Origin of the sequence: Streptomyces sp. NBC_01320, assembly GCF_035974375.1 — a bacterium.
In the GTDB taxonomy this organism is placed as follows: domain Bacteria; phylum Actinomycetota; class Actinomycetes; order Streptomycetales; family Streptomycetaceae; genus Streptomyces; species Streptomyces yanii.
Genome location: NZ_CP108390.1, coordinates 11,123,716 through 11,136,625 on the forward strand (window position 1 = coordinate 11,123,716; position 12,910 = coordinate 11,136,625).

General features: G+C 68.1%; 9 protein-coding genes and 6 pseudogenes. 6 read left to right on the forward strand and 9 right to left on the reverse strand.

Annotation, left to right across the window (positions count from 1 at the left end):
• Window positions 1-139 precede the first annotated feature (139 nt).
• Window positions 140-1,060: a site-specific integrase gene (locus tag OG395_RS51045; RefSeq protein WP_327248993.1), complete on the forward strand. Its 921-nt coding sequence runs from the start codon at window positions 140-142 to the stop codon at window positions 1,058-1,060.
• On the opposite strand, the gene OG395_RS51050 is transcribed toward OG395_RS51045, so the two are convergent.
• Entirely contained in the window at window positions 1,053-1,526 is a 474-nt protein-coding gene (locus tag OG395_RS51050; RefSeq protein WP_327248994.1) for a hypothetical protein, read from the reverse strand. The two genes, OG395_RS51045 and OG395_RS51050, sit on opposite strands and share 8 nt — an antisense overlap.
• Before the next feature lie 146 nt (window positions 1,527-1,672).
• Between OG395_RS51050 and OG395_RS51060 the strand changes: the two are divergent.
• Window positions 1,673-2,369, forward strand: a pseudogene (locus OG395_RS51060) (Tn3 family transposase); the annotation flags it as partial.
• 82 nt (window positions 2,370-2,451) lie between these two features.
• On the opposite strand, the gene OG395_RS51065 reads toward OG395_RS51060, so the two are convergent.
• From OG395_RS51065 to OG395_RS51095, 7 genes and pseudogenes are all read right to left on the reverse strand, one after another.
• A complete protein-coding gene (locus OG395_RS51065) occupies window positions 2,452-3,081 on the reverse strand; it encodes a DinB family protein (protein WP_327248996.1) in 630 nt (209 codons plus the stop codon).
• Entirely contained in the window at window positions 3,078-4,064 is a 987-nt protein-coding gene (locus OG395_RS51070; RefSeq protein WP_327248997.1) for a site-specific integrase, read from the reverse strand. The genes OG395_RS51065 and OG395_RS51070 overlap by 4 nt, the downstream gene beginning before the upstream one ends.
• Window positions 4,065-4,794: 730 nt before the next feature.
• Complete coding sequence (locus OG395_RS51075) at window positions 4,795-5,556, reverse strand: MerR family transcriptional regulator (protein ID WP_327248998.1); 762 nt, start codon at window positions 5,554-5,556, stop codon at window positions 4,795-4,797.
• Window positions 5,557-5,774: 218 nt separating this feature from the next.
• Window positions 5,775-5,915: pseudogene (locus tag OG395_RS51080) on the reverse strand (IS5/IS1182 family transposase); the annotation flags it as partial.
• A 153-nt stretch (window positions 5,916-6,068) separates the two neighbouring features.
• Window positions 6,069-7,478 carry an LCP family protein gene (locus OG395_RS51085; protein ID WP_327248999.1) on the reverse strand — a complete coding sequence of 470 codons (1,410 nt, stop codon included), beginning with the start codon at window positions 7,476-7,478 and terminating at the stop codon, window positions 6,069-6,071.
• Between the two features lie 145 nt (window positions 7,479-7,623).
• Window positions 7,624-7,800, reverse strand: a pseudogene (locus OG395_RS51090) (IS256 family transposase); the annotation flags it as partial.
• A 39-nt stretch (window positions 7,801-7,839) separates the two neighbouring features.
• Window positions 7,840-8,142: pseudogene (locus tag OG395_RS51095) on the reverse strand (IS30 family transposase); the annotation flags it as partial.
• 587 nt (window positions 8,143-8,729) lie between these two features.
• Here OG395_RS51095 and tap point away from each other — a divergent pair.
• The 3 genes from tap to OG395_RS51110 all read left to right on the forward strand — a co-directional run bounded on the left by tap (window position 8,730) and on the right by OG395_RS51110 (window position 12,141).
• Window positions 8,730-10,946, forward strand: a complete 2,217-nt coding sequence (tap, locus tag OG395_RS51100; RefSeq protein WP_327249000.1) for a telomere-associated protein Tap — start codon at window positions 8,730-8,732, stop codon at window positions 10,944-10,946.
• A gap of 9 nt (window positions 10,947-10,955) precedes the next feature.
• Window positions 10,956-11,510: a telomere-protecting terminal protein Tpg gene (gene tpg, locus OG395_RS51105; protein ID WP_327249001.1), complete on the forward strand. Its 555-nt coding sequence runs from the start codon at window positions 10,956-10,958 to the stop codon at window positions 11,508-11,510.
• Between the two features lie 229 nt (window positions 11,511-11,739).
• Window positions 11,740-12,141 carry a nuclear transport factor 2 family protein gene (locus OG395_RS51110; protein ID WP_327249002.1) on the forward strand — a complete coding sequence of 134 codons (402 nt, stop codon included), beginning with the start codon at window positions 11,740-11,742 and terminating at the stop codon, window positions 12,139-12,141.
• 65 nt (window positions 12,142-12,206) lie between these two features.
• Here the strand turns inward: OG395_RS51110 and OG395_RS51115 are convergent.
• Window positions 12,207-12,545: pseudogene (locus OG395_RS51115) on the reverse strand (transposase); the annotation flags it as partial.
• Here OG395_RS51115 and OG395_RS51120 point away from each other — a divergent pair.
• Window positions 12,538-12,801: pseudogene (locus OG395_RS51120) on the forward strand (VOC family protein); the annotation flags it as partial. The pseudogenes OG395_RS51115 and OG395_RS51120 overlap by 8 nt on opposite strands.
• Window positions 12,802-12,910 lie beyond the last annotated feature (109 nt).

Consider the following 12,910-nt stretch of genomic DNA (forward strand, 5'->3'; position numbering starts at 1 on the left):
GATCGGGCGCCGATCTCCCCGGGTTCGTTACTCTCTGCTATGTCGCTCACGGAAATACGGCCGTTGCTCCGTGAATACCGGCGATCTCAACACCACGGTCGCAATCTGACGGTCGCCACGGCGCGAGACCGTTAGCGCCGTGCACGTTTCCCCGTACACGCTTGTGCACGTTGACCTGTACGCCGACAGCTCCGCCTGTCCGGGCGCAAGACCTACAAGGAGCGCGTCGTCCCCCTGCACGAGGACGCTGCCGAGGCCCTGCCTGCACGAGGACGCCGCCGAGGCCCTGCAAAAGGTCATCGACCTGCGCAGGAACGCACCGGAGCGACCGTTCACCGACGAGCGGACCGGCGAGGAGATCCGCTACCTGTTCATGAGTCACGGCAAGCTGCTGTCGACGTACTACCTGTTCGAGACTTCGATCCAGGACGCCTGCAAGGCCGTCGGCCTGGTCCGCCCGGGTGGCCGCGACGGCACTGGCCGCGGCACCGTCTCAGCCCACCGATTCCGCCACACCGTCGGCACTCGGCTCGCCGAACGCGGCGCGAAGCTGCACACCATCATGAAGGTGCTCGGGCACACCTCCGTGAGCATGGCACTCGTCTACGCACAGGTCAGCGACCGGGAGGTCCTGCGCGACTACCGCCCCGTCCTCGGACCCGGGGCAACGATCGCCGGCCCGGCCGCCGAGGAACTGCGCAGCGGCATACTCCCGGACACGTCGATCGACTGGCTCAAGACCAACTTCTTCAAGACCGAACTCGAACTCGGCCGCTGTCTCCGGCTACCCGCCGAAGGCCCCTGCGAGTGCGACCTCTACCTGACCTGCGCGAAGTTCGTCACCACACCTGAATACGCACCACGACTGCGGGCTCGACGTGAGGTCGAGCTCACTCTCGCCCGCGACGCGGCCGAACGCGGCTGGGACCGCGAGGTCGAACGCCACCGCTGCACCAGCGAACGCATCGACAGACTCCTGGCTGACCTCGGCCAACCCGCCCACGTCGAAGCGGAGGCCGACGAGTCCAGTGCTTGGTCACGCCGCAGTGGGGCTACCTGAGGGGCCCTCGCTCGTCGATGAACACAGTGGGCGTCGACAAGAACACGTCGTCGCTCACGGGCCCATAGGCGATGTTGAAAGTGTCCAGCCAGTACGTCCAGTCTCGGATCCCCAGTGCGCTGCTGAAGCGGTAGTTGAGCTGCCATCGGACCCATTGACCGGGGGCAAGGCGCACGGCCGGAGGCCGTCGCGGTCGAGGGGGTATGGCGAACAGGGGCTGCACGCGGGGAAGTACTCGCAATCGGCCGTCGGTTTCGCGGAGCTGGACGTCGACCTTGCGCAGGTCTTCTTGACTGTCATAGGGGTCGAAGCCGCCTCGCTCATGCATGCGAACCACGTCCGCGACTGAAGGCGGCGTATGCGGAACGGTGAAGCCGACCGGGGCCGCGTTCCTGCGAGTGGCAGCCTTTCCTCCCCGGGACTGCTTCGTCCAGGACGTCCGTATCCACTGGACGGTAATTTCCACGGCTCCTACCCTCGCCAGCTCATCGAGCACCCCACTCTATGTCTGCCCTTCCCGCCCAGCCGCGAGCGGCCACCCGATGACGCCGACACAGCCGACGGTCCGAACAACACACCCAAGGAAGATCAACTTGAGCTGCCCACATAAACAGCAACATCGTGTTCGGCCTGCTCACCCTCGCCGGGTTCGCCTATGCGCCGCAGCTCGCGGACCTGCCGGACCAGAAGATGTGGCGCATCGACCGCACCGCCGACTACGGCGCCTTCACCGACGCCGCCCGTGGCCGGGTCGGCCTTGCCCGGATCGAACGCCAGTGGGAGGACATCCTCCGCATCATCGGCTCCGATCCATACCGGTGCGGTCCGCGCGCACGACGTGATCCGGATGCTGTCACGGGACGGGCGCCCGACCCCGCTGGGCGACGCGATCGCCCACTACGGGCGGATCGCCAAGTCCCTGCACATCCTGCGCCTGGCCGACGAGCGCGGCTATCGCCGGCAGATCAAGAGCCAGGCCAACCTCCAGGAGGGCCGCCACGCGCTCGCCCGGAAGATCTTCCCCGGCCGCTCCGGGCAGCTCTACCAGCGCTACCTGGACGGCATGGAGGACCAGATCGGCGCGCTCGGCCTGGTCCTCAACGCCGTCGTCCTCTTCAACACCCGGTACATGGGCGCCGCGGTGAACCAGCTGCGCGCGGACGGCTTGGACGTCCGCGACGAGGACGTCTCCCGCCTCTCGCCGTTCGTCCGGCAGCACATCAACATGCTGGGCCGCTACTCCTTCCGGCTGCCCGATCTGCCCGGCGGTATGAGGCCCCTGCGTGACCCTGACGCGGCCGATGAGTAGACCGGGAGGAAGGGGATAGCCGCCGACCCCGGCCGTTGTCTGGCGGCACACGGCCGCCGGACAAGGTCGCCCACCGCCGAAATCAGACGCCTTCGCGCAGGTACAGGTCGCGCAGCAGGCCGATCTCGCCGCCGTGATGCGCGACCTCGACCAGAGCGTGCAGCGCGAGCTTCAGATAGGTCTCATCGGCCCAACCGCCGGGTCCCAGGCCCATCGGCGCCAACAGGCGCTTGTCGCCGAGGGCTGCGATACGGGAGATGAAGTGCTCCCAGTCCTCGGCGAGCGCCTGGACGCCCTCTTTCGCGGTGCCCGGCCACTCGTGGCGGTCGCCGAACTCGGGGACGTCCTCGAAGAAGTGGATCACATAGCCGCGCAGGCAGAGGCTGCCGATGTGCCAGATGCGCCAGGCGATCGTCGTGAGGGGGTCCGGCGCCTCCGGACTCGATTCCGGAAATAGCGTGGCGACGCGGAAGACGCCGTCGGGGCCGTCGGGGCGGATGCTGATGCAGTCGCTGACCGGCTCCCAGTGGTACTCGGCGTCGGTCAGGTCCTCAAGGCGCTCGAACAGCCGGGATCGCGCGCGTTCGAAGATCGCGAGAATGTCCCGCGTGACGGGGTCGGGCACGTTCATGTCAGCCATGTCAACTCCAGGGCTCGGTGGTTTCGGGTCGGTCGGGATGATCAGGATCGACGGGTCGGCCGACTCGGTCACGTGCCGCCGCCTCGGCGTGTGTCGTCGGGTGCGAGCAGGCTGGTGAGTTCGGCGATGGCGTCCGGCGACGGCTTGAAGTAGCGGCGCAGGTTCTCCGGCTTGCGGTGCCGGGACTTGGCCATCAGCATCAGCAGCGACGCGCCAGCCTCGCCCAGGTGCGTCAGCGCGGAGTGGCGGTATTCGTGCAGGTCCCAGCCCGTCCCCGGGCCCTGTGTGGCGGTGTGGATGTCCAGCAGGGCGCGGGCCTGGCCGTAGGACAGGCGCGCCGCCCCGGTGTCTGGCCACACGTCCCGAGGGTCAATGACCTTCCCCGGGCCCGCACGGCGGGCGGTGACGAACACCGGACCGCGGGTGCGGCCCTTGAGCAGCCGGGGCAGCAGCCGGGCGGTGCCGGCATCCCAGTACACCGGCTCCAGCACGTAGTCCTCGCGTGACTGGCCCCGGCGGCGGACCTTGGTCCGGGCACCCTTGGCCCTGACCAGGCAACGGCGCCCGGCGAGGTCCAGCTCCTCGATGTTGACGCCCAGGATCTCCTCGGACCGCCCGGCGGTCTCGTAGAGCATCCGCCACAGCGTCTTCTCCCGCAGGTGCACCTCGCGCCGCGCGATCAGCCGGTCGACCGCCATCTTCGAGCGGGCCGGGGTCTCGGAGTCCGGCACCGCCAGCCGCTTCGCCCAGGCCGGGACCATCGGTCCCTCGTAGCCGCGCTCACGGCACCAGCCGAGCCAGGACAGCACCCCCGCCCGGCGGGAGTTCCAGGTGTTGACCGCCGTGGTGCCCCAGAGCAGTTCCAGGGCCTCACCGATCTCGTCGTCCGCGACCGACGCCAGCGGCCGGGCCTCGCCGAGCCGTTCAGCGGTCTTGCCCACCCCGATCCCGTAGTTGCGGACCGTGTTCGGGTTGCCGAGCGAGTCGAGAAACACGTCCGCCGCCGCGCGGACGGCCAACGCCTTCCCGGCCGGCAGTTGTACGACGGTGGGCACCGCTTCCCCCTTGCCACAGACAACAGGGCCGCTTCACGTAGCGGCCGGCGAACGTCACCGCAGGTGACGGATCAAGCTACCGCAGATATTGGGGCGTTATCTGTGGGAGAACTTCAGAACCCTTTTACCGTTGGCGGCCCGTCAGCCGCCCACCAGGGCTAACGAATCCTTAGCGCCGATTTTCGTTCCGATGTTCCTCGACCCCCGGGGAGTGCTCACCGCGCAGCCACGACGCCCACTCGCGCCCCGGGACCGGGATACAGGTCCGGGTCCCCGTCCCACAGCCGGGACGCGGCCGCCGGCAGGCCCTCGGCCATCGTTTCGGCCTTGGAAGGTCAGCACCGTCCGCAGCCGCTCGTTGGCCACCGCCTTCAACCCCGCGGTCTGAACGCTGAACGCCACGGGACGATTGCCGCGCCCGTTGTCCGAACGCGACTGGATCCCAGCAGTTGCGCCTGTTTCTGTCGCAGCGGAGCCTGAGCGTTCTCACCGAAGGCTGGTCGGCGGGCCTTCTTCTCATTAGAGGTTGAGTTCGCAGGTCAGAGGCTCTGCGCGGATGCGTCGAAGGTGCTGACTCCGTGCCGCGGGAGGTGGCCGGCCAGGGTCGAGCTCGACGCTCATGGGCATGGACAGCACCTCGCCCGGGTCCCATCTGGCGGGAGGCGAGGTGCTGTCGTCGGCGCGTGGACCGAGGGCTACAGCCGGGGTTCCGTGCCCCGTGCCGACTGGGTCAGCTGAGCCGTGCGGCGGCGTACGCGTCCATGGCGTTGCGCTGGTAGGCGGCCAGGCCAGGGGCGATGGCCTCGTACGCGGCGCGCCAGGCGTCGTTGTCCACACAGGACCGCCCGATGGCCCGGTACTCGTCAGCGGTCACAGTCCGCAGTGCGGTCAGAGCCCGGTACTGCGCGTCGATCTCGGCCTGCACGGACTCGGCGTCGGCCGGGTGGCCCGCGGCCATCAGCTCGGCCAGCCGGATCATTTGCGCCGTGCGCTCGCGCTGCCCGGCTTCGACGTCCTGCGGGGTCATCTCGGAGACCCGGCGGGCGACCTCCTGAGCGTGCTCGGGAAAGTCGCGCAGGCTCTCCTGGTACTGGGCGGGCTGAATACCCTCGAACAGGTTCTCCGGTCGGTTGATGGCGGTCATGGGTGTGCCGTCCTTCCTGGACTGTTCCAGTTCGGCGATCGTGCGGGAGACGGTGGCGGCCAGGGTGTCGAGCCGGTTCCGCTCGGCGAGTAGCCGCCGGTGGTGGTCGCGCAGGGCCTCGACCTCGTCGACCTGCTCGGCCAGGATCCGGCCGATCTCGGGCAGCCCCAGGCCCAGCGCCCGCAGGAGGAGGATCTGCTGCAGAAGCAACAGCTGGCGATCCTCGTAGTAGCGGTGGCCGTTGGCCCCGATCCGGGCGGGCGGGAGCAGGCCGATCTCGTCGTAGTGCCGCAGGGTCCGGGCGGTCACGCCGGACATCCGGGCGACCTCCGCGATCGGCCAGTCCATCACCGTCTCCCTCACGTACGCGTCACCGGGCCGGTCTCTCCGGCCCTGGTTAGGACGGTAGAAGCTGCCGCAACGACAACTTCAACCCCATGCTCCAGGCTTACCGGTCCGGAAACGGCGTCGGTATGGACCACGCCAAGGACAACCGTGTGTCCTGTGCCATCGAAGTTTGAGCGGGTGTCATCGAAGTTTGTGACCTGGGTCACTTAGATGGTGTCCTATGTGGTGAGTTTGAGGAGTCGCCTGTAGCAGCACAGGGCAGCGGCAAGGCCGAGAAAAGCCAGGTAGTTGCGGGGGTTGCGTTCGTAGCGGGGGCTGAGTCTGCGGTAGCCGGACAGCCACGAGATCGTGCGCTCGATTGTCGGCGTCGACGTCAGGGGGCGAATCCGCGGCCGGCAGCACCGTTTGTTGTGCCGCAGCACGACGGCATCCGGTACGGACGCGGAGTCCGTACTCCCGCGTCCTGTCGCAGACGCGGAAGCACAGCTCGCTCGGTCTCTCGATGTGGTGCCCTATCGCAGGTCGTCGACGTCCAGTTCGGCGCCGGCCACCAGGGTGACCTCGCCCGCCGGGGCGGCGGCGTCCTCGACAGCGTGCGCGCCGGGTACCTGGGACGCGAGGACCGCGGCCCGGTCGGCGAGGCCCGGGGGATAGGTGACCGTGGTGCGGCCGGGGTGCGGCGCGTTGCCGGTGCCCGTGACGGTGAACCCGGCCTCGCGCAGTCTCTCGGCGACCGCGGCGGCCTTCCCCTCGGTGTCCGATCCGTTGAGGACACGCACGTGCACGGAGGACGCGTACAGCGGATCTTTCGCGTCCGCCTCCAGGCTCTTCTTGTCGATCTCCCTGTCCTTGGCCAGGGCGGTGAACACGGTGGCGGCCTGCGGGTACTGCCACACCACATTGGCCTGGTCCGTCGGGACGTCGGCTTCGCGCGGATAGCTGGGAACGGTGAGGAACGTCAACCGGTCCTCGGGAACGCCCTTCAGCTCCGACGCGAGGCCGGTGAGGGCTTTCGCACCGGCCAGTTCGTCGTCCGTGGTGAGGGACTTGGTGAGGGACTGCAGCAACTTGTAGAGAGCGACGGGGTCGGTGATCTTCGACTTGGCCTTCTCGGCCAACGCCGACATGAACTCCTGCTGGCGGCCGATGCGTCCGGTGTCGGAGCCGTCGCCCACGCTGTAGCGGGCACGCACGTAGCCGAGCGCCTTCTCGTCCCTGATCGTCTGGCAGCCGGCCTCCAGATCGAGGTGGGCCTTCTTGTCGTGGATGGCCTGCTCAGGGCAGACCTCTATGCCGTCCAGGGCGTTGACCATGCCCTTGAACCCCTGGAATTCGACCGACATGAAGTTGTCGATGCGCAGACCAGTATTGGCTTCGATCGTCTTGATGGTACAAGCGGCAGCGTCGGCCACCTCGCCGCCTGTGCCGCCGAGCGAGAACGCCTCGTTGATCTTGAAGTGATGGACCTCGGAGGTCGTACCGTCGCCCTTGTCGCAGGCCGGTATTCGCACCCAGGAGTCGCGGGGTATGGACACGACCGCGGCCCACTTCCGGTTCGCGGGGATGTGCAGGACCATCAGCGTGTCGGAGTGCATGGTGCCCCCCTCCATGCCGCCGTACCGGGCGTTGGCCCCGGACCTGCTGTCGGAGCCCACGACCAGGATGTTCCGCGACCCGGGACTGAGGTTCTCCGGGCGGTCGTCGCCGAGCTTGCCGTCGAGGTGGGCGCCGTCGATGTTGCCGTCGAGGTCGTTGTAGATCCACGCACCGGCACCGCCGGCGCCGAGGACGCACACGGCGCCGATACCGGCGGTCCAGGCAACGATCCGGCCCCGCCGCGTCAGCCCGTCCGACTTCCCGCCCGATCGCCTACGCGAGCGCCCGGCCGCCGGAGCACTCTTTCGTCCGCGTGTCCCACCCATGTGAATCGCCCCCCCCTGCGCCCCGCCCCGACCACCCGGCGTGACCGGACACCAGACGCCCGATGTCGATCACCGGACTTTATACGATCGTTTCGAACGTGCAGCGGGTCTGTACAGCGAACCGGTGGGACTCGGTTGATTGTTTCTACCGGCGTCCGGCGGTGAGCCGGCCGTCGAAGGTGATGTCGATGGCTTGGAGTGCGGCTTTCCAGCGCATCGTCCAGCGCTTGCTTCCGGTGCCCTTGGGGTCCAGGCTCATCACCGCGAGGTAGACGCACTTGAGCGCGGCCTGTTCGGTGGGGAAGTGCCCGCAGGCCCTTACCTTGGATTCCAGTGGTCGTCGCAACACGTGGTCGGTTGGTCAGGCAGCGATCAGTTTATGCAGGCGCTGGGCCGGGGTTTCCCAGGCGAGGGTCTTCCTCGGGCGGCCGTTGAGTTCGGCGGCGACCGTGTCCAGGTGCTCGCGGGTATGGGCCGAGAGGTCGGTTCCCTTCGGGAAGTACTGCCGCAGCAGTCCGTTGGTGTTTTCGTTCGAGCCGTGCTGCCAGGGGCTGGCGGGATCACAGAAATACACCGGAATGTTGGTGGCTATGGTGAAGGAGCCATGAGCGGCCATCTCGCTGCCCTGGTCCCAGGTCAGCTCACCCTCCAGCGCGGACTCCAGCACCTTGCGCGTCAGCTCCGCCAGAAGGCCGCCCTCGCCGGGCAGCTTCACTCCGCCGGCCCGGGCCCGGGCCACCAGTTCGGCAACCAGACCGTCATCCACAGCATCCAGCGCACCCACGGCGGCCTCCCTGGCCTTGATGTCACTCATCACGTCAGTCATCAACTGTCGCTTCCAGCCCTGGAGTTACACCGGTTACCGTACAGACCCGCCCTTGGGCCAACGGAACGTACGCACAGGCGCGGCGTACTCGAAGCGCACATTCCAACAGGCCCCCAACGACCGCCGAACCTGTACCGCGTCCTCCCGGAACCTCAGCTCGAACGCAGCGAGATCCGGATCCGTGTACGCCTCCGCGAGCTCCCCCGCCGCCACCTTGACCACCCGTACTCCGTACTGATCAAACTTCGATGGCACGAACTTACTGATGATCAACGTTCGATGGCAAAGATCAAAGTTCGATGACACAGGTCACCGCGACAGGACAGCGCCGCCTGGAGCGACGGGTCGGATTTTTATACGCTCATTGTGCGGAGTATGTACGCGTAATGTGCGTTCCTCGCGGTAGGATGGGATCGGAGGTGCTCATGTCCGAGTTGTTCGACGCGGTCGACGCCCTGATCGCGTCCGCGTCCCCGCTGCCCCCGCCCGCCGAGAGGGAACGCCTGCGCAGGGCCCATGGGCTGACACAGGACCAGGTTGCCAAGGCACTCAAGGTGCGCCGGGCCACGGTGGTGTCGTGGGAGAGCGGGAAGACCGAACCGCGGCCCCCGCAGCGCGAGGCATACGCCCGCTTGCTGGAAAAGCTCGCCGACCTCTACCCCGTCAACGCGACCACGCCCAACCAGGTCACCGATACAGAACCGGCAGACACGGCTGCTGAAGCCCGTCCCCTGTCCCCGGGGCCATCGGCTGAACCCGACGCCCCACCACAGTCCCGTGCCCCCATGCCGGCACCGACGCCGACGCGGGATGCCACACCGGCCCGCTCCGCGAGCACTTCGAGCCCGCCGTCGCCGCCACAGGCCGTGAAGCGGTCAACCTCGCGGCCGGTGGCGGCCCATGCGGCCGCCGATCCGCGCTACGCGAACGGTCCGCTCGGCGTGCTGGACGGCGACGGCTCGCTGTACTGCATCGGCGGACTCGTCCTGGACTGTCCCGCCAAGACCATCCCCGCGCTCGTCGACTGGACCCTGACCGAAGCGCACCTGGGTGCGCCGCGCCTGCACCCGTCGGGCAAGGACGCCGACCCTCTGATCGTCCTTACCGGCGCGGCCGCCGAACGCCTTGGCCTGCCTGAGCGGCTGGAGGACCGACGCGGCCTGCGGCTGCCCGAGGACCACAAAGTCGTCAAGCAGATCACCAAGGCGAGGTGGAAGCTGACCCGGCGCGGGTTCGGCCCCTGGGCGCGGATCTACCGCCCCGCCCAGCACGGGCAGCGCCAGTGTGTGCAGTTCGCGGTCCTGCCCTGGGGCGCTCTCGACTCCCGCTCCTGGGGCACCACCGACCACCTCGACCCGGCCGCCATCGCCGACGTACTCGGCACCTACGCGACCCGCGTCATCACCCCCCGCGGCTCCACCGCCGTGTCCGGTCTGGAAACCATGACGGCGCTGCGCCCGCCGACCCGTGCCGTACGCGACGAAGACACCGGCAGCTGGGTCTCCGGACCGGTCCCCGGCTCGCTCACCGAACCCGTCGACCCGGCACCGGTGGAAGCCCCGGATCAGCACCCGGTCGTCGCCGCCCGATACCCGCGCACCCATCAACGCACACCGGACGAGGTCCTCGACGAGGAGGCGTACGAGTGGACGCGTGACCCGCAACTGCTCACGGACGCTGAGTGCACCCGCAGGTTCGCGGTCGGCATCGACGTCAACACCGCTTTCCTCGCCGCCGCGAACCGACTCATCGTGGGCCTGGGCGCACCGGTTCACATCACGCAGCCGGTGTTCGACAAGAAAACCCCCGGCAGCTGGCTCGTCGATCTGTCCGGCATCGAACTGGACCCGCGCGTGCCCAGCCCCTTCACCCCGCACGGCACCCACCCCGACGGGCCTGCCTGGTACGCGACACCGACCGTCGCCTACGCTGCCGAACTCATCAGCACCTACCAGTTGCCAGTCACTCTGCGGCCGCTGGAAGCATGGATCCGCACGGAGTCCGGCGCGTACCTGGACCCCTGGTACAAGCACCTGGCCGAGGCGTACAAGCAGACGATGGCCGACCTCGGCGTCGTCACCGGAATGACCGAAGCGAAGTTCCTGACCGCCATGGAGAACCACAAGCAGACCGATCCCGGCATGGCCGCGGTCCTGTCCGCGATCAAGTCCACCGTCAAGGGCGGCATCGGGAAGTTCCGCGAGGGCCCGCAGGGCGCCAGTTACAAGTTCGGCGAGCGGTGGCCGGCGCTGGAACGCCCGACGTGGCGCCCCGACATCCGCGCCGCGATCATCTCCACCGCCCGCGTCAACATGCACCGCAAATTGCTGAAGACGGCCCTCGCCACCCAGCAGGCTCCGGCCCCTGCCGGACACCTGATGCTCGGCGAGGACGCCTTGCTGCCGATCGCGCTGCTCTCGGACTGCGCCGTCTACCTCTCCGACGGGCCGTCCCCGTTGGACGTCCTGCCGCACATCGCCGACGGGAAGCCGGCCCCGGGCACGTTCCGGCTCGGCGTCAGCCCCGGCATGGTCAAGCACGAGGGGACCCAGGAGATGCTGTGGGCCGTCGCGATGCTCGACGAAGGACATAACCCGGCCCGGCACATCAAGGGCACCGACGCAGCGATCGACGGAGAGTAGGAGCACTCGGTGGGCATCCTTGGAGACAGCCTCGACAAAGCCACCGCCGGCACGGCGACCCGGCCGATCCCGAAATCGGCCGGTGCGCAGATGCGGTTCCTGGTCAAGCAATACAAGAGAACACAGGCCGTGGCCGAACTGCTGGGCATCTCCCAGCGCACCGTCGAACGGTACGTCAAGGACCAGTTCAAGAAGCCGCACGCCGAGCTTGCGGCCCGGCTCGCCGATCAGGTTGGGATCCGGTGGCAGCCCCGGGTCAAGGAGAAAGCGAAGAAGCAGGCCGCCACCTCCACCGGCATCGTCGTCGAGACCCGCGCACGGTTCGGGTTCACCGCCGCACCGGCCAGCACCGACGACGGACGCATCCGGCTCATCACCCAGCACCTCCCACCCCAGTACGCCGCCCGCCTCTTCGACGCACAAGCCGCCGGCGCCACCGACCAGCAACTCCAGGCCGTCATCGCCGAAGGCCTCCAGGAGCAGTACTTCAAGGACCACGGCCGCCGCGCCGAAGGCCTGGTGGTCGAGTTCACCGACATCGACTACGTGGAGCTGGACTACTAGGTTCAGAACGGAGGCCTGAGGCACCCTTGACTGTTGTGACTTAGAACTCCTAACAGAATGGACCGCAGATGGGATGAGCCGAGTGACGGTCACTCGACGCCGTTGCCATGGTGGTCGGCTACCGCCCCGATCCGGCCAAAGGGAGGATTTAACAGCCCACGTCCGCCTGGTCCTGGGCTGGCTGTGGCTCGGAGTGCCTAGGCTGTCACCGCTACGGAAGGGCGGTGCCATGGATGCTGACTCCCGGACCAGAGCCGCGATCGAGCAGCATTGGCGGGCTTCGGAACGCGGGAACACGGAAGCCGAGCACGCCATCTATGCCACGGACGCGATCTTGGACTACCCGCAGTCAGGCGAACGGTTCCGAGGCCGCGCGGCGATTTCGGCGCAACGCGGCAGACACCCGGCCGACAGGCACTTCATCGTCCAGCGGATCACCGGCCGGGCGGATCTATGGGTGAGCGAATGCATCATCACCTACGACGGTGTGCCTTCGTACTCGGTGAGCATTATGGAATTCGCTGACCAGCACGTGGTGCATGAGACGCAGTACTTCGCCAACCCCTTCGGTGCGCCGACCTGGCGGGCCGCGCTCGCGGAGCCGATGCCGGACCGCATCGCCGAAGCCTGATTCTTGACCTCGCTCGGGCCAGCAGACTGACCAGTCTGTCACTTTGCTAGAAGCTCTGCGAACTCCTAACAAGGTGTGAGGTTCCTCAGTCGGCGCCAGCAGATGATGCGGCAGGACAGGCTGAGGAAGGCTTCATGGATGTCGTCGCGGATCTCCCACCGGATGCGCAGGCGGCGGAACCAGTGCAGCAGGGCGAAGCTCTGCTCGACCACCCAGCGGTGTACGCCGAGTCCTGAGCCGTGTTTGGTGCCGCGGCGGGCGATGACCGGGGTGATGCCCACGGCCCGGACCTGCTTGCGGTGGTTGTCGTGGTCGTAGCCGCGGTCGGCGTAGAGCTTGTCCGGCCGTCGACGGGGCCGTCCGCGTCGGCCACGTACGGGCGGGACGGCCTGGATGAGCGCCAAGGGTGTCGGCCCGTATCTCGAGTTCCTCCGCACCCCCGGCGTGAAGACCGTGCCGGACCGCGTCCATCTTGACCTGCTGCCGTACCCCGGTGACGACAAAGCAGCGGAGGTGGCCCGGCTGCGGGGCCTCGGCGCCACCGACCTCGACCTCGGCCAGGGCGACGTCCCGTGGACGTGCCTGGCCGACCCGGAGGGCCACGAGTTCTGCGTCCTCGGCCGTCCTGACGCGGAGCCTCAACGACACCCCGACACGTGAGCCTTGTGTGCTCGTGCGCCATGGCCCCGGGTGGGTGGGGCTGTGGCGTCTCGGTCGATTCGGGCGGCAAGAGCTTGCGTGCAGGGGGTGAGATCAGCTCGCTCGCCAA